The following is a 19834-nucleotide window of genomic DNA, read 5'->3' on the forward strand; positions in this document are numbered from 1 at the left end:
CAGGGCGAGGGCAAATCGGAACCTGTGCAAGAGGCTAACCCATGTCGATGACGAAATCAGAGGTCTGCGTGATCATCGCGGCCAAAAATGCGGCACGCACGATCGCGGTCGCCATCGCGTCCGCGTTGCGCGAACCCGAGGCGGCGGAGGTCGTCGTCGTCGACGACGGCTCCACCGACAATACGGCCGAGGTCGCCCGCTCTGCCGACGACGGCAGCGGCCGGCTCAAGGTCATGCGCCTCGACGTCAATCGTGGCCCCTCCTTCGCGCGCAATGCCGCGATCGCCGGCTCAAAAGCGCCGTTCATAAGCATTCTGGATGCCGACGACTTCTTCCTCGAGGGCCGGTTCCGCAACCTGTTTGCCGCCGCTGACTGGGATTTCGCGGCCGACAACATCATGCTCATCAGGGATGATGCGACGAACGACGCGACCAAGATCGTCGCCCCGGATTTTGCCGCCGATCCGGAATTCCTCGACTTCGAGCGCTTCGTCGAGGGCAACATCTCCAGGCGCCGCGTGCAAAGAGGCGAGCTTGGCTTCTTGAAGCCGGTGATCAGCCGCGCCTTCCTCGACCGGCACCGATTGCGCTACGACGAAAGCCTGCGGCTGGGCGAGGATTATGAGCTCTATGCCCGCGCGGTCGCCCACGGCGCGCGCTTCAAGGTCATCCGTTCCTGCGGCTACGGCGCCATCGTTCGCGCTGATTCGCTGAGCGGCCGCCACAAGACGCAGGACCTGAAGCGGCTGGCCGACGCCGATCTGGCGCTGTTGGCGATAGACAGCCTGCCGGAAGGCTCCAAGGCGGTGCTGCGGCGGCACGAGCGGCATGTGCGCGACAAATACCGCCTGCGCAACTTTCTCGACGTGAAGGCCGAGCGCGGACTGGCTTCGGCCGCGGCCTACGCCTTTGCAAGTCAATCCAACCTGGTCCCCATCGTCCAGGGCGTGGCCTCCGACAAGCTGGAGGCGCTGTTTCGGCGCGTTGGCCTTGTGTCCAGGCAAAAGCGCGTGCCGCCGCTGCGTTTCCTGATGGCCGGGACCAGTGCGGGCAAGGAGCGGTAAGGGGCAGGAATGCCCGCATCACCGTCAAAAAGTACCCGCACTGTGCAAACCATTTCCACTGGATTTAAGAGTTTACGAATTGGGTGGTTGCCTCACGGCTCCGACGATGGCAGTCTATGTTGCGGTGCAGCAAATTGAACGACCAGCCGAACTGGCCCCCGATCGGACTGGTCCGACGTCTCTCCCGTCAAAAGGAGCTGGACAATGCGGTACGAGCTTTTCAGCCCCGTTTGCGGGGATGGCCAGTGGTCGGCAGTAAGCCGGCGATGACAGGAATTTAAGCCCATGGCCTCGATATTTGGCTTCAGATCAAGGGATCCTGCCCGCGACCGGCAGGCCGACATAGCGCGCCTCGACCGGCTGGCGAAACTGTTCGAGCAGATCGCCGCCGAGATCAAGGCAGAGAAAACCGGCCTGGAGAGCCGCTACCGCAAGACGGCGACCAATGCGGCCTTTCTCGTCGAAGCCATGGAAAACGGCTCCGCCTCTGAGAGGCGCGCATCCGAAGTCAGCGCGCTGACGCAATCGATCCTGAATTGCGAACGCCGCATCGCGGCATTGTCGCGCCAGGACGGCCTGATGAAGGAACTGCGTCATTCGCTGGATATGGTCTTCGACGAGGGTGGGGCGTCCGATTCGGCCGCAGCGGCCGATTTCGCCAGGCCTGCGGGCGCCGGCCGGGCGTGAGACTACTTCAAAGGCATGATGCAAGCTTCAAAAGCATGATGCAGACAGGAGAGGGAATCGGGAGGGTCGAAGAGGAGGCCAAGGTCGGCCCGTTTGGAAGCGGTTCAAACGTCGACTTTGGGTTGGGGACGCACAGCACAAAGGTGAGTTTGGTATGAATTTGGATCCGAAAACCACGTCCACGACAGCAATTGACGCAACCTCCGTCGCGCATGAGACCCGGCAAGCCGACCTGCGGCGGTTGGGCTTGATCGGCGGGCTGGTGCTGGCTGCTCTCGGCAGCCTCTTTGCGGCTCCCGCCCATGCGCAGGATATCCAGTCCGCTCCCTCTTTCGTCGATGATTTCAAGAGCTTCGATAAGTCGCGCTGGTATGTTTCCGACGGCTGGAGCAACGGCAGCCACCAGAATTGCACCTGGTCGAAGGGGCTGGTCGAGCTTTCAGACGGTGTGCTGTCGCTTGGTTTCGAAAAACAGAAGCTGAAGGATCGCGAGTTCGCCTGCGGCGAGATCCAGACCAAGCAGCGCTTCGGCTATGGCACCTATGAGGCGCGGCTGAAGACCGACACCGGCTCCGGTCTCAACGCGGCCTTCTTCACCTATATCGGCCCGTCGGACAAGCAGCCCTGGGACGAGATCGACTTCGAGATCCTGACCAAGGACACCTCCAAGGTGCAGGTCAACGCCTATATCGACGGCAAGGGCAAGAACGAGAAGCTGGTCGAGGTGCCGGGCGGCACTGACAAGGCCTTCAACGACTACGCCTTCGTCTGGGAAAAGGACAGTTTGCGCTGGTACGTCAACGGCCAGCTGGTGAACACCATCACCGACCCGGCGAAGCTGCCCAGCCATGCGCAGAAGATCTTCTTCAGCCTTTGGGGCAGCGAAACCATGAAGGGTTGGATGGGCGCGTTCGCGGATCCGGGCCGCAAGCTGTCGCTGCAGGTCGAACGCGTTGCCTTCACCGCGCTCGGCGAGCCATGCCAGTTTCCGGAATCGCTCGTATGCAGCGTAAAAGAGTTGGGAAAGACGAATTGAACCGGCCGGATCGAAAACAGGTCGCGGCCATGGATGGGAATGAAACCGAATGAACTTGACGGTGTTTGGAATTGGCTATGTCGGCCTCGTGCAGGCGGCGGTGCTTGCCGAGGTTGGCCACCAGGTTGTTTGCGTCGATATCGACGAAAACAAGGTGGAGCGCCTCAACCAGGGCTTCGTCCCGATCTTCGAGCCAGGCCTAGAAAGCCTCGTCCGGGAGAACCACGCCGCCGGCCGCATCAAATTCACCACCGATGCCGCAGCCGCCGTCCGGCATGGTGAAATCCAGATGATCGCGGTCGGCACGCCGCCCGGCGAAGACGGTTCGGCCGACCTCAAATATGTGCTGGCGGTCGCCGAGACCATCGGCCGTGAAATGGACACCGCCAAGATCGTCGTCGGAAAGTCGACCGTGCCGGTCGGCACCTGCGAAAAGGTGAAGGCCAAGATCGCCGAGACGCTGAAGAAGAGAGGGCGTGAAGACCTGAGCTTCGACGTCGCCTCCAATCCCGAATTCCTCAAGGAAGGCTCGGCCGTGGCCGACTGCATGAGGCCCGACCGTATCATCGTCGGCACTTCGAGCGAGGGGACCGAGGCGGTGATGCGCGAACTCTACGCGCCCTTCAACCGCAACCATGAAAAGATGATCGTGATGGACGTGCGCAGCGCCGAATTCACGAAATACGCCGCCAACTGCATGCTGGCCACCAAGATCAGCTTCATGAACGAGATGGCCAACCTGGCCGAGCAGCTCGGCGCCGACATCGAGGAGGTGCGCAAGGGCATCGGCAGCGATCCGCGCATCGGCTACCACTTTATCTATCCGGGTCTCGGCTATGGCGGCTCCTGCTTTCCCAAGGACGTCCGCGCCCTGATCAAGACCGCCGAGGGCGTCAAGTTCGACGCCAAGCTGCTGCGCGCCGTCGAGGAGCGCAACAACGACCAGAAATCCGTGCTGTTCGACAAGGTGAACCGCTATTTCAAGGGCAGTCTCAAGGGCAAGACCTTTGCGCTCTGGGGTCTGGCCTTCAAGCCCAACACCGACGACATGCGCGAGGCGCCGGCGCGTGTCCTGATGGAAGCGCTATGGAAGGCCGGAGCAACCGTGCAGGCCTATGACCCCGAGGCTATGCAGGAATGCCAGGCCATCTACGGCCTGCGCGACGACCTGCTTTTGTGCGGCACCAAGGAAGCGGCACTGCGCGGCGCCGATGCACTGCTCATCGCCACCGAATGGAAGAGTTTTCGAGCCCCGTCGTTCGATGCGTTGAAGGACGCGCTGACCACGCCGGTCATCTTCGACGGCCGCAACCTCTATGACCCCAAGGTCGTGGCGCGTTACGGCATCGAATATCACTCGATCGGCAGAATGGCGGCATGAGAGCGAGCGCGGGAAGCAAGCGGAGTTTGGCACGCGCGCCCGGCGCGGAAAGGAGTTGCAGCTGATGGTGCTGGACGTAAAGCCCGAGCAAATCACCAAGGATCATTTCGATCTCATCGCGATCGGTTCCGGTTTCGGTTCGGCCTTCTTCCTGCACGAGTTCGCCAAGCGGCGTAAGGCGCGCATCCTGATCCTGGAATGGGGTCGGCACAACACGCATGAATGGCAGCTCGGGCAGAACGCCAACACCGACATCGACGACGAGTCGACCTACAAGACCAACTCCGACAAGCCGTGGAATTACACGATCGGACTGGGTGGCGGGACCAACTGCTGGTTCGCGCAGACGCCGAGGTTCCATCCCAACGACTTCAGGCTGAAAAGCACCTATGGCATCGGCAATGACTGGCCGATCAGTTATGACGATGTCGAGCCGTTCTACTGCGATGCCGAAGAGATCATGTCGATCTCCGGCGATCCCGACATGGCGGCGATGCTGCCGCGCTCGAAACCGTTTCCGCAACCGCCGCATCGCATGTCGACGCCGGACAAGATGATGAAGGCGGCCCAGCCCGACCAGCATTTCGTCATGCCGACCGCCCGCGCCCGGGTGCCGACCGCGCAGCGCACCTCGTGCTGTGCCAATCTGCGCTGCTGGCTGTGCCCGGTCGACGCGAAATTCACCGCCAACAATGGCCTGATGCATGTCTTCGAGCATCCCGACGTTTCAGTCTGCCTTGGCGCGGAAGTGCGGCGGCTCGATCAGGTCGGCGGCACGGTCCGTTCGGTTACCTTCGTCCATGACGGCAAGGAGTATCAGGTCAGCGGCGACCTCTTCATTCTTGGCGCCAACGCCATCCAGAGCGCGGCGATCATGCTGCGCTCCGGCCTGAGAGACGAATTCGTCGGGCGCGGCCTGCATGAATCCTATGGCTGGAATTTCGAGGTCTATCTCGACGGCGTCGACAATTTCGACGGCAGCACCATCACCACCGGACTGAATTTCGGCCTCTATGACGGTCCGCACCGGTCCGAGCACGCGGCGGCGCTGGTCTATTTCGAGAACCGCTGGCAGCACGGGATGCGCGCCGAAAAGGGGCGTTTGCGGCAGACACTGCCGCTGGTCGTGGTCACTGAAAACCTGCTCGATGACGAGAATTTCGTCACCCTCGACGAGGACGACAATGCCTTCGTCTCCTTCAAGGCACCGTCGGACTATGCGGTCAAGGGCATGGCCCGGGCGCTGGACAAATTGCCGGAACTGCTTGCCCCGCTGCCGGTCGAACGGCTCTTCGACCGCGGCATAAGGCCAACGGAATCGCATGTCCAGGGCACGCTGAGGATGGGTACCGGCCCGGCTGATTCGGTGATCGACAGCAACATGATCCATCACCGGTTGAGAAACCTGGTTGTCGTCGGCACCAGCACCTATCCGAGCTGCTCCTGCGCCAACCCAAGTCTGACCGCGGCGGCTTTGTCCCTGCGGGCGGCGAGCAGGATCGCGTGAGAGGAGCGGGCCGATGATCGAAGTCACGCGGCGTTCGGCACTGGCCATCCTGGCGGGTGGCGTTGCCTCGACGGGCGTCGCCTACGCCGCCGTCTCCTCGTTTTCGGACGAGGATCTGGTTCGCGTCACGCTGGAAAAATATCTCGGCAGGCTGAATATGCGCATCGAGCATCTGCAGCAGTTCGTGCTCGAATTCCGCAACCGCAATCCCTGGATATTCCCGAGCCAAAAGCTGGGCGATGCCGTCACCTTGCTTGAAAAGACGAAGCTTGGCCGGGCGCGCGGGTTGCTGCCGCGGCAGAAGCAACATGATCTCACGCATTTCGATCGCTGGGCCGTCGCCGAGTTCCATATGCTGACGGACTACGCCTGGCGCAGTTCGCCTGACGATCCGATCCGGTTCACCGGATGGAACTCATGCACCAATCCGTTCGCGACGCTTGATCCGCCACAGAGCGCTTGAGGCGTCTTCGACGCGGCTCTTCATCGGCCGCATGACTGAAACGCGAGAAGACCAGGAGCCAGGATCATGAAAGTCCTCTTTGCCAGCGGCAACGGCTATCCGCCCGAGTTCGGTGGCGGCGTCCAATCCAGCACGCATCATCTGGTGCAGCAGCTGATCGAACATGGCCATGAAGCGTCGGTGCTCTGCGCCCTGTTCGGCGATGGCATGTTCGGCTTCAAGGCGCGCGCCAAGATGAAGCTCATGCGGCAACCGGCGGTCGTCGACAGCTTTCCCGGTTACCCGGTGATAAGGACATGGTTTCCCTGGGAGGCGGCAGGGTTTGCCGTCAAGAAACTGAAGCCGGATGTGACGGTGGTCCAGTGCCACAAATCGGTTCCGCTCGGCAAAGCGCTGCAGGCCGAGGGCGTGCCGCTGGTCGTCTATCTCAGAAATGTCGAGTTCCATGAGCTGGGCGGCGATTTGCGTGAATTGGGTTCCGCACTCTACATCGCCAATTCGGAGTTCACCGCGCGCAGCTACAAGAGGGAATTCGGCATCGAGGCGACGGTCATTCCGCCGACCATCAACCCGACGCAGTACAGCACGCCGACCACGGGCCAGTTCGTCACCCTGATCAATCCTTATGAGGAAAAAGGCTTCGAACTGGCAGTGCGCATCGCAGGCGCCTGCCCGGAAATCCCGTTCCTGTTCGTTGAAAGCTGGAAGCTGGAGGACGACCATCGCGCGCGCATCGAGGAGACGATCGCGCCGCTCGGCAATGTCACGCTGGAGAGCCGCACCAACGACATGAAGACGATCTATGGCCGCACCAGGATCCTGCTCGCGCCCTCGAAATGGGAGGAGGCCTGGGGCCGCGTCGCGTCCGAGGCCCATTGCAGCGGCATTCCGGTCGTCGGTTCGCGGCGCGGCGGCCTGCCCGAAGCCATCGGCCCCGGTGGCACGGTGCTCGACTACGATGCTCCGCTCATCGACTGGGTCGCGGCCGTCAGGCAGCTGTGGAACGACAACAAGGAATATGAGCGGGTTTCAAACTTGGCGCGCGGCTTCGCGGCGCGTCCGGAGCTCGATCCCGATCGCCAGTTCGTCACCTTCTTCTCGATACTGGACAGGGCCGTGCAGCAGCGCGCGCGCCAGGCGGCGTAGCCAGCGCCCAGCAAGGCAGCCGATCAGGCCGGGCGCTTGACCCGGCTTTTCAGCGTCTCGTAGCCGCGGGCGCCGAGCAGGGCGCGGGCCAGGGCCTTGGCGGCGCCCTTGCGGCCTTGCTGCGAGTTGATCTGCCGCAGCCTGGCTGGCAGGTTGCGCGCCGCTTGGCCGAGCGCCGGCAGCGACAGCGCATCGGGGAAGCTCACCATGTGTGTTTCGACGCACAGCACCGGCTTGCCCGACAGCTCCGTGATCTTCAGCGCCTGTGCATGCTCGCTTTCGATGAACAGGATGGCGTTGGATTTGCGGTAGAAATCGGCCTTGAAACTGCCATGCGCGCCGAGCCGCTGGCGCTCCGCCTTGCTCGGCAGGTCGAGCATGATCAGTTGGTCGTACAGGATCCCGTTCTTGGCCAGCCACGCCTCGGTCAGAGCGCGGTATTTCTCCAGCCGGCTGGTGACCAGCCAGCCGATCCTGTGGGTCGGGGCATGAAGCGGCCGCGCTTCGCTAAGGAATTTCTCATAGGCCGGACCATCGTCGTTTTCCGCCTCGGTCGGATCGAGGCACAGCACGCCGTCAATGTCGACGCAGCATTGCGCCAGGAATTTGTGGTGCATGAAGTTCCACTGGAACATGCGCGGATGCAGCACGACCTCGAAGACGACGTCGGTTTCCGGATGCTGCGCCTGCAGGCCGAACACCGCGGCATAGATGAAATCACCCTCGATCCCGGCAGCCTCGATTCGGGCACGGGCATCGCGCATGGCGTTGCCGCCGGCGATGCTGTCGTCGATCACCAGCACCTTGCGCATGTCCGAGACCTTACGGTCGAGCGCGGCGCGGCGCTTGGTGATGCCTGACGTATAGACCCGGCCCTCCAGGAAGGAATCCAGATCGGTCATCGGAATGTTCGCCGCAAGGCTGACCAGCGTCGCCGCCAGCACGCCGCTTCTGGGGACGCCGACCACCAGGTCGATGTCGCACGGCAGCCGGTGAAGGTTGCCGACGATGGTGTCGTTCATGTCGGAGATCGATCGGTAGTGCATGGATCAGACCTGATGTTCGTGTGGATATTGGGTAGCCGGCAAAGGCGCCAAAATTATTGCGCCTCGCGGGGCGTTGCCGCCGGCTGTCTTGCCGGCAGCATTTTAAGGGCCTCGCGCAAGGCTTCGCGGCCGGACGCGAAAGTCAGCGCGACGACACTGGTGATGAGGTAGGCAAGAATGGCGCCGCTTGCCAGCGCGATGACATGCTGCTGCGGCAGCATCGGCTTGATCAGCCAGACCGCCGCCAGCGCCAGATGCGCGCCGAGCACGAACGGCGTTGCGGCGCGCAGCACATGACTGGCCCGCAGCGGTCCGCTCTTGCCGACGTAGAGCCACAGGAACGGCGTGCGCAGATATTCGCTAATCGCATAGGCGATCGCCACGCCGAGCGCGCCATAGGGCAGGCCGAGCGCGAAGGCGAGCACCGAGGTCACGGCGGTGATGATGCCCCAGCGCATGAAGTCGCCGGAGCGGCCCTGGCTGACGAAAAGCCAGCCCGCCGGATTGTTGAGCGGCTGCAGCAGCCCGGCAAAGCCAAGCGCCAGGAAGATCGAGGCACTTGCGCGCCACTGTTCGCCGAGCACGAAGGGGATCAGCACATCCGACATTGCGGTGGCGAAGGCGACGCCGGGCAGCGCCACCAAAAGGATCAGCGGCATGACGCGCAGATAGGCGCTGCGGTAGCGGTCCGGCTCGTCCTTCAGCCGGGACAGCGCCGGCACCATGACCTTCGACAGCGGATTGGTGATCTGGCTGAGCGGGAACAGCAGCAGCTTGTAGGCGCGGTCATAAAGGCCGAGTTGCTGCTCGCCCCAGTATTTGCCGATCAGCACATTGTCGAGGTTGCGGGCAAAGAAATTGGCGAAGTTGAAGCCGGTGATGCCGGCGCCGAAATTGATCAGCTCGCCGATGCCGGCGACCTTGCGCGGCAGGCTGGGCCGCCAGCGCGAGCTTGCCCAGTAGCACAGCGTCGGCAGCACCGCGCCGGTCAGCGTGCCGGCAAACAGTGCCCAGTAGGAGCGGTCGATGAAGGTCCAGGCGATCGATACGGCGAGCCCGGCAACCGCACTGGCGACATCGACGATCGCCAAGCGCCCGAACTGCATGCGTCGTGTCAAAAGTGCCAGATGCTGGGCGCCAAGCCCATAGGCCATGATCTGCAGCCCGAACGCGGCGACCAGCCCGGCCACGCGCGGCTCGCCATAGAAGGCAGCGACCAAGGGGGCGGCTCCCGCGAGGACGCAGGCCAGGATCGCGCTGACCGCGACATTGATCCAGAAGAGGTAGTTCACCTCCTCATGGCGGATGCCTGATTTCTGGATCGTCGCCTGGGTCAGGCCGAAATCCTGGAACAGCGCGATGAAGGCCAGTACCGGCGCGCACATCGCCACGACGCCGAAATCCTGCGGCGACAAGAGCCGCGACAGCACAATGACGGATATGATCTGCGTCGCGACCCGCACCGATTGCGACATAGCGGTCACCACCGCGCCGCGCCCGACCGATTTACGCAGCGAGCCTTCCGGCGGATCGAATGGGTTGGCTTCCAAATTCAGGATTCCTGATTTTTGCGCGGATTTCCGAACCCTGAAAATCCACGACCGCCGCCATCCCCAAACTACGGCAATAATTTTGCAGTGCAACAGAAAATGTCCATTACCGCGCCAAAAATGTTGCGATGCAGCAAGAGCTGTACTAGCATCCCTTTGGGTGGGGTCAAACAGCGGTCGAGTTTTCATGCTGCATGTCTTGTACCTGGTGCACGATGTTTCCGATCCGGCGGTTCGCCGACGGGTCACAATGCTCAGGACAGGCGGCGCCCGGGTCACTCTGGCGGGCTTTCGCCGCACCGCCACCCCGATCGCCGATATCGAAGGATTGCAGCCGGTCGACCTCGGCGCGACGCGCGACGGCCGATTCGCCCAACGCATGGCGGCGGTGGCGAAAGCGGCGGTTTCGATAGGCTCGAAGCTGAAGGGCGCGCCGCGCCCAGATCTCATCATCGCACGCAATCTGGAAATGCTGGCGCTGGCGGGCCGAGCCAGGTCGGCTTTCGGCGCCACGGTGCCGATCGTCTATGAATGCCTCGACATCCACCGCCTGGTGCTCCGCGACGATATGCTGGGCAAGGCGCTGCGCGCCACCGAGCGCCATCTGGCGCGCGACGTGAAGCTGCTGGTGACCAGTTCGCCCGCCTTCGTCGCCAATTATTTCAAGCCCTTCCGCCAGGTCGCCGCACCCGTCGAACTGGTCGAGAACAAATATTTCGAGGCAGCGGCGATCCTGCCCGGCGAGCGTCAGGCGGTGGAAGCGCCTGCCGCCCCACCATGGCGGATCGGCTGGTTCGGAGCGCTGCGCTGCCGGCGCTCGCTCAAGCTGCTGGCCGATTTCACCCACCGGATGGATGGACGTTTCGAAATCGTGCTGCGCGGGCGCCCGGCACTCTCCGAATTCCCGGATTTCCACGCCTTCGTCGATGCCGAGCCTTATTTGTCGTTTCGTGGGCCCTACCGCAATCCGGAGGACATGGCGGCGATCTACCAGGATGTGCATTTCTCCTGGGCGATCGATTTCTTCGAGGAGGGGCAGAATTCCGAATGGCTGCTGCCCAATCGCCTCTATGAAGGCTGCCGCTTCGGCGCGGTGCCGATCTCGATGGGCCACACGGAAACCGGACGCTTCCTCAGCCAGCAGGACATCGGCATCCTGTTGCCCAAGGCGACGCCCGACGCGCTCGAAACCGCAGTCGGCAAGATGGACGAGCAGCGCTTCGGCAGGCTGAAGGCGCGCGTGCTTGCCCGCAATCCGAGGACGTGGAGCTATGATCGCAGCGACTGCAGCGCGCTGGTCGAAAAACTGCGCCGCCTGACCACCGTGCGCGAGCCCCTCGCGACCGAAGCCCTGGCATAGGATGAACATCGCCCCGATGACGCAAGCGCTTCCCTCCAGCCTGATCGTGATCCCTTGCCTGAACGAGGCAGCCCATATCGGTGCGCTGCTCGGCCAGCTCTGCCCGGCGGCGGCAAGGCTGGGCGCCCGGATCGTGGTCGCCGACGGCGGCAGCACGGACGGCACGCTGGCCATTGTCGAGCAGGTCGCTGCGAAGGACCCGCGCGTTATCCTGCTTCACAACAAGCGCCGCATCCAGAGCGCGGCGATCAATCTCGCCGTCGGCACTTTCGGCGAAGGCGCGGAGTATCTCATCCGCATCGACGCCCATGGCGGCTATCCCGACGATTATTGCGACCGGCTGCTCGAGGAAGCACTGGCCACATCAGCTGATTCGGTCGTGGTCTCGATGCTGACCAGCGGCAGCGGCGCCGTGCAGAAATCGGTTGCGGCGGCGCAGAATTCGAAACTCGGCACCGGTGGTTCCAAGCATCGTCACCTCTCCGCCGGAGAATGGGTCGACCACGGCCATCACGCGCTGATGCGGATATCGGCCTTTGGCGCTGTCGGCGGCTATGACGAGACCTTCAGCCACAATGAGGATGCCGAGCTCGACTACCGGCTGCGGCGGGCCGGCTACAGGATCTGGATGAGCGGCAAGACGCAGATGGTCTACTATCCGCGCGCCTCGCTCAAAGGTCTCTATTTCCAGTATCTCGGCTATGGTCGCGGCCGCGCCAAGAATGTGCTGAAGCACCGCGTCATCCCCAAGGTCCGGCAGATGGTGCCGCTGGCGGTCTTCCCGGTGGTTCTTCTGGCGGCCTTCTCCTTCGTGCATTGGATCGCGGCTGTGCCGCTGCTGATCTGGGCCTCGGTCTGCCTGGGCTATGGCCTGATGACGGCCATTCGCCAGCGCAATGCCGACATCGCGCTGGCCGGCGTCTCGGCCATGGTCATGCATTTCGGCTGGTCCGTCGGCTTCTGGCTGCAGCTTCTCGGCCTCGGCGCGCGACGCGGGGTGGCGTGATGGTGGTTCAGGCCAAGAACCGCAGCATCGACATCGGCGTGTGCACGTTCCGCCGGCCAGAACTGGCCGACACACTGCGCTCGCTCGCCGCCATGGCGATGCCTGAAGGTTTCGATGTCAGCGTCATTGTCGCCGACAATGACGACACGCCGAGCGCACAGGCCTTGGTGACGGCGCTGTCGCAGGAACTGGCGCTGCCGGTCCGCTACCGGCATGCCCCAGCGCGCAACATTTCGGTCGCCCGCAACGCTTGCCTCGATGCCAGCGAGGCGGATTTCCTCGCCTTCATCGATGACGACGAGACTGCCTCCACCCGTTGGCTGGCCGAACTGGTGGCGAAGGCTGAGGACAGTGGTGCAACGGCGGTGCTCGGTCCGGTGCGGGCACTCTACCGCCCGGATGCACCCGAATGGATGCGGCGGGGCGATTTTCACTCGACCTTGCCGGTTTGGGTGCGCGGCGAAATCCGCACCGGCTACACCTGCAACGTCCTGCTGCGCATGCGGTCGGACAGCCTGCGCGGCCGTCGCTTCAGCCTGGCGCGCGGCCAGACCGGCGGCGAGGACACCGAACTCTTCGATCAGATGGTCAAGGCCGGCGGCCGCATCGCCTTCGCTCAAGACGCCTGGGTGGACGAGGTGGTGCCGCGCTCAAGGGCCGCGTTCGACTGGCTCGGCCGCCGTCGTTTTCGCGTCGGCCAGACGCACGGTCACCTCTTGGGCAGCAATGCGCGTGGCATCGGGCTGATCAAGCATGTCGGCCTGGCCACCGCAAAGGCAGCCTTTTGTTTTGCCGCAGCCCTTCCCGTCGTCGCCAGCCCGGTGCGCAGGAACCGCAGCGTGCTGCGCGGCATCATGCATGTCGGCGTCGTCAGTGGCCTTGTCGGCGTCCGCGAACTCCGCCTCTACGGTCAATCGTCACCTGGGGAAGGAGGCAAGCGTGCAGCCTGACGTTTCCTTCGCCCCCGATGTTTCCTTTGTGATCGCCTCCTACAATGCCGAGGCGACGCTCGACCGTGCGATTGCCAGCGCCATTGCGCAGAAGGGTGTTAGTGTCGAGATCATCGTCGTCGACGACCAGTCGCGCGACGCCACGCTCGATGTGGCGCGGGCCTATCCTGGGGACATTGTGCGCGTCGTCGCGCTTGCCAAGAATCGCGGTCCTGGCGGCGCCCGGAATGCCGGGCTCGACGTCGCGCGCGGCAGGTGGATCGCGGTTCTCGATTCCGACGATGCCGTCTTTCCCGGCCGTCTCGCCGCCATGATCAGCCGCGCCGAGAAAGCGGATGCCCAGATCGCCGTCGACAATCTCCAGGTCATCCGCGAGGATGGCGTTGTCGAGGATGCGATGTTCCCGCGTCAGTATCTGGAAGGCCTGCGCGAGATCTCGCTGGCCACCTATATTGCCGGCAACGTCGTCTTCGAATCGAAGTTCAATCTCGGCTACCTCAAGCCTATCTTCCAGCGCCGGTTCCTCGATGAAAACCGGCTTCGCTATGACGAGCAACTGAGGATCGGCGAGGACTACATCCTGTTTGCCGAGGCCCTCGCCAAGGGCGGCAGATGCGTGGTCGAGCCGGCGATCGGCTACGCCTATCATATTCGCAGCGGCTCCATCTCGCGCGTGCTCGAGCTTCACCATGTCGAAGCGATGCGCAAGGCGGATGCCGTATTCGCTCAGACCCATCGGATGGACGAGGCGGCCCAGGTGGCCTTTGCCCGGCGCGGCCGCAGCCTGCGCAAGGCAGCCTCCTTCCTGGCGATGGTACAGCACATCAAGGCGCGGTCCCCGCTCAAGGCGATCCGGACGGCGCTCAGCGACCCGGCGGCGGTAAGGCATATGGGCATGCCGATCGCCGTGCGGTTGCGACGAGTAGCGGCACAGTTTGCCGTGGGGGCGGGGAGGTGAAGATGCAGGCACATGGAGGGGTTTTTCGTGGCCTGTGAATGGACTGAAGTCGATCTCCTCAGAAGGAATTTGCGATGAAGAAAATCAGGAAGGCCGTGATACCGGTGGCGGGGCTTGGAACACGGTTCCTGCCGGCGACCAAGTCGATGCCGAAGGAAATGCTCCCGGTGGTCGACAGGCCCGTCGTGCAATATGCGGTGGACGAGGCCTTCGAAGCCGGCATCGAGCACATCGTGTTCGTGACCGGCCGCAACAAGGCGGTCATCGAGGACTATTTCGACCTGCATCCGGAATTGATCGGAACCTTGGAGCAGACCGGCAAGAAGACCCAGCTGGAGGCGCTCGAAAGCATGCTGCCGGTGGCCGGCGCCACCTCCTTCATCCGCCAGCAATCCCCGCAGGGCCTCGGCCACGCCGTCTGGTGCGCCCGCGAGGTCATCGGCAACGAACCCTTCGCTTTGCTTTTGCCAGACATGGTCTCCTTCGGCGGGCGCGGCTGTCTGGCCGAAACCGTCGACCTCTATGAGCGCACCGGCGGCAACGTCATCGCCGTCGAGCGTTGTGATCCGAGCGAGACCAACAAATACGGCATTGTCGGCCGCGGCGCCGACATTGGCGGCGGTTTCGAGGTCACGGCCATGGTCGAAAAGCCGGCCCCGGCCAACGCGCCGTCAAATTTCTACATCAACGGCCGCTACATCCTGCAGCCTGAGATCTTCGCGCTGCTGGGCAACCAGCAGCGTGGCGCCGGCAACGAGATCCAGCTGACGGACGCCATGGTTCGCCTGTCGAAGGACCAGCCGTTCTTTGCCCAGCCTTTCCTGGGCCGCATGTTCGACTGCGGATCCAAGGAAGGCTTCATCCAGGCCAACATCGCCTTCGCGCTGGCGCGCAACGACATGAAGGGCCCGGTTTTCGAGATGCTTCAGGAGTTCGTCCGGTCGCATGAACGTCAGGAAGAAGCCGCATAATGTCCATCTTTCGGGAGTATTGCCGGATGGCTGGCGGCGAGGGGCCGACAGGCCCCCGTCGTCTGGCATGAAGCTTGCGTTGCTTCTTGGCAATGCTCCCGACCGTTGAGGCGTCTGCAAGCCCAAGCGTGATCCCGAAAAGTGGCTCCCGGTTTGCGGGATCATGCTTAAAAACTGAGACAAGCCATGATCCCGGACGTTTCCGAAAAGATCATGCCCAAACAAAGAGATAGAGCCTCAACCCGATGATCGGGAACGCAACGGGCTCTGGGATTGGACCGACGATGAATTATGCCAACTTTCCTCTCGACAAGAGGATGCCATTGCCGAATTCGGACGCAGGAAACGGCGAAGACTTCATCGACGTCGAGCGGCTGCTTGGCATGGCTGCACGGCAGGCCAAGGTGGTTGCCGTGTGTGCCGTCATCGGTCTTTTCCTGGGCATGCTCTATTTGCAGACAACGCCGCCTAAATATGTGTCGGTCTCGAGCGTGCTGATCGACGAGGGCCTGAACAAGATCGTCGACGACATTTCAGCCGCGTCGACGACCATGCAGACCGATTCCGCCATTCTGAGCCAGATCGAGATCCTGACCTCGACGCGGCTCGCCGCGGTGGTCGTCGACAAGCTCAAGCTCGACCAGAACGATGCGTTCATGAACCCGCCGCAGTCCGGGCTTGCCCAGGGCGTCAGCCTGATCCGCGGCCTGATCCAGTATGTCCATCCGAGCTCGCCCATGCCGGGCATGGGTGACATCAGCAAGCTCGACCCCGCCACCCGCGATGCCCTGATCGCTGCGTCGCGCCGCGACTACGCGATCCTCAAGCTGCAGAACGAGATCCGCGCGGATCGTGTCGGAAGAAGCTACGTCATCGCGCTTGGCTATCAGGCGACGGATCCGGGCCTGGCGAAAGCGATCACCAAGGCCTATGCCGATGCCTATCTTGCCGATCAGCTCGATGCCAGCTTCGACGCCACCGAGCGCGCGGCGGTCTGGCTGCAGGGCCGGCTGACGGAACTGCGCGAAAGCTCGCAGCAGGCATCGCTGGCAGTCGAGAAATTCAGGGCCGAACATGGCCTGTCCGCCAACAGCGACGGCCAGCTGATGAGCGACAAGCAGCTCGCCGACCTCAACGCCCAGCTCATCGTGGCGCAGGCCGACACGGCGCGCGCCAGCGCCCGCTACCAGCAGTACAAGTCGATCGTCGACAGCGGCTCCGACAACGCCTTCAACGATGCCGCCATTTCGAGCGACCAGCCGAGCAGCTCGGTCATTTCGTCGCTCAAGACCCGCTACCTCGCCGTCGCCAAGCGGCAGCAGGATGTCGAGGCCAATTTCGGTCCCCAACATCCGCAGGCCGTGGCACTGGCCAAGGAAAAGGCCGACATATCGGCGCAGATTTTCGGTGAGCTGAAGCAGCTCACCGAAAGCTATCGCAACGAGTATGAAGTGGCGCTGGCGCGCGAGACCGCGCTCAGGGCCAATGTTGCCGCCGCTCAGGGCAAGAGTTCCATCGACAACCAGTCGCAGGTGCAGTTGCGCGACCTCGACCAGAAGGCGACGGCGCTCACCACGCTCTATCAGACGTTCCTCGGCCGCTACGAGGAAGCCGCGCAGCAGCGATCCTTCCCGGTCGGCAAGATCCGCATCATCTCGGACGCCTCGACGCCGCTCTCCGCCTCGAGCCCGCGCACGGTCATCGTGCTCGGACTGTCGCTCGTGCTCGGAGTGCTGATGGGTGCCGGCTTCGGCGGCCTCAACGAATTCAACGAGCGGTTCTTCCGGACCGGCGAGGAGGTCCGCGACCGCGTCGGCCTCAAATTCCTCGGCTATTTGCCGAGTATCGGCAGCAGACCCGCCAAGGATGACAAGCCGGCCGAGGCTCAGCCTGATGTCAAGGCAGCGAGGTCGCCGGCCGCCCTCGAAAGGCGCGCACGCATGCGGGTGAGCATCGACGCTCCGGCATCGATGTTCTCCGAAACGCTGCGCAGCGCCAAGATCGCCTTCGATGTCGTCATGGAAGGACAAGGCAGCCGCGTCGTCGGTGTCATCTCGGTGCTTCCCGGCGAAGGCAAGTCGACGGTCGCGGCCAATCTCGCCGGGCTGCTGGCCGCCAACGGCGCCAGGACGCTGCTTATCGACGGTGACCTGCGCAATCCGGGCTTGAGCCGCAGCCTCGGCATGGAGGCCGAGCAGGGCCTGATGGAGGCCGTGGTCAACGGCCAGACCTGGCAATCCGTCGGCAAGATCGACCGGCAGACCAAGCTTGCCATCATCCCCGCCGTGCTGCGCGGCAACTTCTCGCACACCAGCGAGCTGTTGTCCTCGGCCGGAATGCGGCGCTTCATCGAGAATGCCAAGGAGACGTTCGAATATATCGTCGTCGATCTGCCGCCGCTCGGTCCGGTGGTCGACGCCAAGGCCTTCGCGCCGTTGGTCGACGGCTTCGTGCTCGTCACCGAATGGGGCCGCACGCCGCGCGCCATGGTGCGGTCGATGCTGGAATCCGAACCCTATGTCGCCAACAAGATCGTCGGCGCGGTGCTGAACAAGGTCGACCTCAAGAAGCTCGCCAAATACGGATCGTTCGGCGCGTCGGAAAAATTCTTCGACAAATATTCGAGCTACTATCTCGACAAGTCCGAAGTGCGCAGCAAGGCAACGGTCTAGGCAGCGGCAAACTGGATTTCCGTCTTGACGGAATTGGCGATGAAGCACTGTTCATGCGCCAAGGCCGGAATCCCGGAGACCTGCGCGTATCAGTCGCGCGATATGGACAGCCCCGTGAGAAGCGGAGCGTAGGCGGCGAGCCTGCGGGATACGAACTCGGTGAAGAGCCGCACGCGCTTCGTCTTGCGTGTCTCGCCCTGTGTGAGAAGCCAGAGCGTTCCGTACATGTGCAGGTCGGTGCCTGGCACCCTCACCAGCAGGGGGTCGGCATCTCCGATGAAGCACGGCAGTGTCGTCATCCCGAGCCCCTGCCGTACGGCAACGATCTGCGCCTCGCCGTCCGTGGTCCTGAACGGAACCCCCGTAGTGGGAACCTCGCGGGCCCAATCCGGGATTCCATGATTGCTTATGACGATCCACCGAATGGGATCAGGAGCGCCCGCACGCGACACGGTTAGCCGATCCCGGGACATGTAGACACCTCCGAACAGCTCCGGTCCCTTCAGTCCGTGAAGATTGAGCGGCAAAGTTTTGCGGTCGTAGACGACGCGGATCGCGACGTCGGCCTCTCGGTTGGTCAGATTTGCCAGCTCGCCGGACGACAGGATTTCCATCTCGATGTCCGGATGCAGACGTGCGAAATCGGCAAAGTCCGGCATGAGCAGGTGTGTCGCGAGGGTCGGTGCCAGCGTCACCCGCAGAAGCCCGCGCACGCTCTGGTCGCGCCCGAAGACGCGCGTCTCCAGCTGGTGCGACGACGCTTCCATCTGGTTTGCGAGCTCGAGGACCTCCTCCCCCGCAGCCGTCAGGCGGTAGCCCGAAGGCAGCTTTTCGAACATGTGCGCCCCAAGGCGTTCCTCGAGTTGGGCGATGCGTCGCAGCACGGTCGAATGATTCACCCCGAGGTGCACGGCGGCAGCCCGCACCGAGCCTCCGCGCGCGACGGCAAGAAAGTAGCGAACGTCATCCCAGTCGATCATGGTGCAATCCCGCACCGCGCGGTGCGCCTTCCAAAGCCCTAACTCGTCGTACAACAGTACGGGGCGGCGGCCATCATAACATTTGTCGACATAACATTTTGTCGACGAGCGGAGCCTAATTCCGAACGGCGGAACCTTATCGTCGCGGCTGCCGTTAACAGCCGTACCGGATCGATTTCGCACCACCGATGTGCGCACTTCCTCACTCAACGCCTGATCCCGGCAAACCCATCTTGGGGTCTCGGGGCTTTCCCGAATGACCAAGGCGGAAGCCTGGAAGGATGCACGTCATGACCAGACTGAATGGAAAGACCGCCGTCATCACCGGCGGCGCTACCGGCATCGGCCGCGCCGCGGCAACGCGCTTCATCGAGGAGGGCGCCTTCGTCTTCATCTATGGCCGCCGGCAGGAAGCGCTCGACGCCGCTGTGGCCGACCTCGGGGCCAATGCCCGCGCGGTGAAGGGCTCGGTCTCCGATCTGGCCGACCTCGACCGGCTCTACGCGGCGGTGAAGGCCGAGCGCGGAACCCTCGATATCGTCTTCGCCAATGCCGGGGCCGGAGGCCCGCTTCCGCTCGGCCAGATCACCGCCGAGCACATTGATGAAACATTCGACACCAATGTGAAGGGTACGATCTTCACGGTCCAGCAGGCGTTGCCGCTGATGGGCCCGGGCGGTTCGATCATCCTGACCGGATCGAGCGCCGGCACCACGGGCGCCCCGGGATTCACTGCCTACAGCGCGAGCAAGGCGGCCGTGCGCAACCTCGCACGGACCTGGGCCGAGGATCTTAAGGGCACCGGCATTCGGGTAAACGTGCTGTCGCCCGGGGCGACGGCGACTGAACTCGCAAAGGAAGCGCTGGGCGAGGAGGGCCAGAAGGCCTACGGCGCGATGACCCCGCTCCAGCGCATGGCCGATCCGGCGGAGATCGGGGCCGTGGCTGCCTTTCTCGCGTCGTCGGACAGCAGCTTCATGACCGCCAGCGAAGTCGCCGTCGACGGCGGCCTGGCGCAACTTTGACCTCAGCGCGGTCCGTGCCTTGCCCGCGTGCA

The 19834-nt window shown here is 63.4% G+C and carries 17 protein-coding genes; 14 read left to right on the forward strand and 3 right to left on the reverse strand.

The genetic code is table 11. From position 1 onward, the window contains the following. The first annotated feature begins 41 nt into the window (after positions 1 to 41). The 7 genes from MAFF_RS21545 to MAFF_RS21575 all read left to right on the forward strand — a co-directional run bounded on the left by MAFF_RS21545 (position 42) and on the right by MAFF_RS21575 (position 7284). Positions 42 to 1064 (forward strand): glycosyltransferase family 2 protein, encoded by a 1023-nt coding sequence (locus MAFF_RS21545; protein WP_010913080.1) that lies wholly within the window; start codon positions 42 to 44, stop codon positions 1062 to 1064. A gap of 285 nt (positions 1065 to 1349) precedes the next feature. Next, positions 1350 to 1751, forward strand: coding sequence for a hypothetical protein (locus tag MAFF_RS21550; RefSeq protein ID WP_010913081.1), 402 nt, complete (start codon positions 1350 to 1352; stop codon positions 1749 to 1751). A 154-nt stretch (positions 1752 to 1905) separates the two neighbouring features. After that, on the forward strand, positions 1906 to 2787 hold the full coding sequence (locus tag MAFF_RS21555) for a glycoside hydrolase family 16 protein (protein ID WP_010913082.1): 882 nt from the start codon (positions 1906 to 1908) through the stop codon (positions 2785 to 2787). Between the two features lie 49 nt (positions 2788 to 2836). Further along, positions 2837 to 4168 carry a UDP-glucose dehydrogenase family protein gene (locus MAFF_RS21560; RefSeq protein ID WP_010913083.1) on the forward strand — a complete coding sequence of 444 codons (1332 nt, stop codon included), beginning with the start codon at positions 2837 to 2839 and terminating at the stop codon, positions 4166 to 4168. 64 nt (positions 4169 to 4232) lie between these two features. Further along, complete coding sequence (locus tag MAFF_RS21565) at positions 4233 to 5675, forward strand: GMC oxidoreductase (protein ID WP_044551133.1); 1443 nt, start codon at positions 4233 to 4235, stop codon at positions 5673 to 5675. 13 nt (positions 5676 to 5688) lie between these two features. Beyond that, positions 5689 to 6138 (forward strand): hypothetical protein, encoded by a 450-nt coding sequence (locus tag MAFF_RS21570; protein WP_010913085.1) that lies wholly within the window; start codon positions 5689 to 5691, stop codon positions 6136 to 6138. Between the two features lie 66 nt (positions 6139 to 6204). Continuing rightward, the gene (locus tag MAFF_RS21575) at positions 6205 to 7284 is read left to right on the forward strand and encodes a glycosyltransferase (protein WP_010913086.1); all 1080 of its coding nucleotides are present in this window, start codon (positions 6205 to 6207) and stop codon (positions 7282 to 7284) included. Positions 7285 to 7307: 23 nt separating this feature from the next. Here the strand turns inward: MAFF_RS21575 and MAFF_RS21580 are convergent, their stop codons facing one another. Beyond that, on the reverse strand, positions 7308 to 8330 hold the full coding sequence (locus tag MAFF_RS21580; protein ID WP_010913087.1) for a phosphoribosyltransferase family protein: 1023 nt from the start codon (positions 8328 to 8330) through the stop codon (positions 7308 to 7310). A 53-nt stretch (positions 8331 to 8383) separates the two neighbouring features. After that, positions 8384 to 9880 (reverse strand): lipopolysaccharide biosynthesis protein, encoded by a 1497-nt coding sequence (locus MAFF_RS21585; RefSeq protein ID WP_044548796.1) that lies wholly within the window; start codon positions 9878 to 9880, stop codon positions 8384 to 8386. Between the two features lie 187 nt (positions 9881 to 10067). Here MAFF_RS21585 and MAFF_RS21590 point away from each other — a divergent pair, with 187 nt between their 5' ends. The 6 genes from MAFF_RS21590 to MAFF_RS21615 all read left to right on the forward strand — a co-directional run bounded on the left by MAFF_RS21590 (position 10068) and on the right by MAFF_RS21615 (position 17797). Beyond that, complete coding sequence (locus tag MAFF_RS21590; protein WP_010913089.1) at positions 10068 to 11240, forward strand: hypothetical protein; 1173 nt, start codon at positions 10068 to 10070, stop codon at positions 11238 to 11240. Positions 11241 to 11256: 16 nt separating this feature from the next. Next, positions 11257 to 12246, forward strand: a complete 990-nt coding sequence (locus tag MAFF_RS21595) for a glycosyltransferase family 2 protein (RefSeq protein WP_044551135.1) — start codon at positions 11257 to 11259, stop codon at positions 12244 to 12246. Next, positions 12246 to 13196 carry a glycosyltransferase gene (locus tag MAFF_RS21600; protein WP_010913091.1) on the forward strand — a complete coding sequence of 317 codons (951 nt, stop codon included), beginning with the start codon at positions 12246 to 12248 and terminating at the stop codon, positions 13194 to 13196. The genes MAFF_RS21595 and MAFF_RS21600 overlap by 1 nt, the downstream gene beginning before the upstream one ends. Next, positions 13186 to 14154: a glycosyltransferase family 2 protein gene (locus MAFF_RS21605; protein ID WP_010913092.1), complete on the forward strand. Its 969-nt coding sequence runs from the start codon at positions 13186 to 13188 to the stop codon at positions 14152 to 14154. Before MAFF_RS21600 ends, MAFF_RS21605 begins: the two co-directional genes overlap by 11 nt. Positions 14155 to 14228: 74 nt before the next feature. Next, positions 14229 to 15125 carry a UTP--glucose-1-phosphate uridylyltransferase gene (locus MAFF_RS21610; RefSeq protein WP_010913093.1) on the forward strand — a complete coding sequence of 299 codons (897 nt, stop codon included), beginning with the start codon at positions 14229 to 14231 and terminating at the stop codon, positions 15123 to 15125. Positions 15126 to 15409: 284 nt separating this feature from the next. Next, positions 15410 to 17797 (forward strand): polysaccharide biosynthesis tyrosine autokinase, encoded by a 2388-nt coding sequence (locus MAFF_RS21615; RefSeq protein WP_010913094.1) that lies wholly within the window; start codon positions 15410 to 15412, stop codon positions 17795 to 17797. 89 nt (positions 17798 to 17886) lie between these two features. On the opposite strand, the gene MAFF_RS21620 is transcribed toward MAFF_RS21615, so the two are convergent. Further along, on the reverse strand, positions 17887 to 18777 hold the full coding sequence (locus tag MAFF_RS21620; protein ID WP_010913095.1) for a LysR family transcriptional regulator: 891 nt from the start codon (positions 18775 to 18777) through the stop codon (positions 17887 to 17889). A 290-nt stretch (positions 18778 to 19067) separates the two neighbouring features. Between MAFF_RS21620 and MAFF_RS21625 the strand changes: the two genes are divergently transcribed. Continuing rightward, complete coding sequence (locus MAFF_RS21625; RefSeq protein ID WP_010913096.1) at positions 19068 to 19802, forward strand: SDR family NAD(P)-dependent oxidoreductase; 735 nt, start codon at positions 19068 to 19070, stop codon at positions 19800 to 19802. Positions 19803 to 19834: the final 32 nt, after the last annotated feature.

The organism is Mesorhizobium japonicum MAFF 303099 (genome assembly GCF_000009625.1).
GTDB lineage: Bacteria > Pseudomonadota > Alphaproteobacteria > Rhizobiales > Rhizobiaceae > Mesorhizobium > Mesorhizobium japonicum.

Coding starts and splice junctions, on each gene's coding strand:
- MAFF_RS21545 (WP_010913080.1), top strand. CDS start 42: ATGTCGATGACGAAATCAGAGGTCTGCGTGATCATCGCGGCCAAAAAT.
- MAFF_RS21550 (WP_010913081.1), top strand. CDS start 1,350: ATGGCCTCGATATTTGGCTTCAGATCAAGGGATCCTGCCCGCGACCGG.
- MAFF_RS21555 (WP_010913082.1), top strand. CDS start 1,906: ATGAATTTGGATCCGAAAACCACGTCCACGACAGCAATTGACGCAACC.
- MAFF_RS21560 (WP_010913083.1), top strand. CDS start 2,837: ATGAACTTGACGGTGTTTGGAATTGGCTATGTCGGCCTCGTGCAGGCG.
- MAFF_RS21565 (WP_044551133.1), top strand. CDS start 4,233: ATGGTGCTGGACGTAAAGCCCGAGCAAATCACCAAGGATCATTTCGAT.
- MAFF_RS21570 (WP_010913085.1), top strand. CDS start 5,689: ATGATCGAAGTCACGCGGCGTTCGGCACTGGCCATCCTGGCGGGTGGC.
- MAFF_RS21575 (WP_010913086.1), top strand. CDS start 6,205: ATGAAAGTCCTCTTTGCCAGCGGCAACGGCTATCCGCCCGAGTTCGGT.
- MAFF_RS21580 (WP_010913087.1), bottom strand. CDS start 8,330: ATGCACTACCGATCGATCTCCGACATGAACGACACCATCGTCGGCAAC.
- MAFF_RS21590 (WP_010913089.1), top strand. CDS start 10,068: ATGCTGCATGTCTTGTACCTGGTGCACGATGTTTCCGATCCGGCGGTT.
- MAFF_RS21595 (WP_044551135.1), top strand. CDS start 11,257: ATGACGCAAGCGCTTCCCTCCAGCCTGATCGTGATCCCTTGCCTGAAC.
- MAFF_RS21600 (WP_010913091.1), top strand. CDS start 12,246: ATGGTGGTTCAGGCCAAGAACCGCAGCATCGACATCGGCGTGTGCACG.
- MAFF_RS21610 (WP_010913093.1), top strand. CDS start 14,229: ATGAAGAAAATCAGGAAGGCCGTGATACCGGTGGCGGGGCTTGGAACA.
- MAFF_RS21615 (WP_010913094.1), top strand. CDS start 15,410: ATGAATTATGCCAACTTTCCTCTCGACAAGAGGATGCCATTGCCGAAT.
- MAFF_RS21620 (WP_010913095.1), bottom strand. CDS start 18,777: ATGATCGACTGGGATGACGTTCGCTACTTTCTTGCCGTCGCGCGCGGA.
- MAFF_RS21625 (WP_010913096.1), top strand. CDS start 19,068: ATGACCAGACTGAATGGAAAGACCGCCGTCATCACCGGCGGCGCTACC.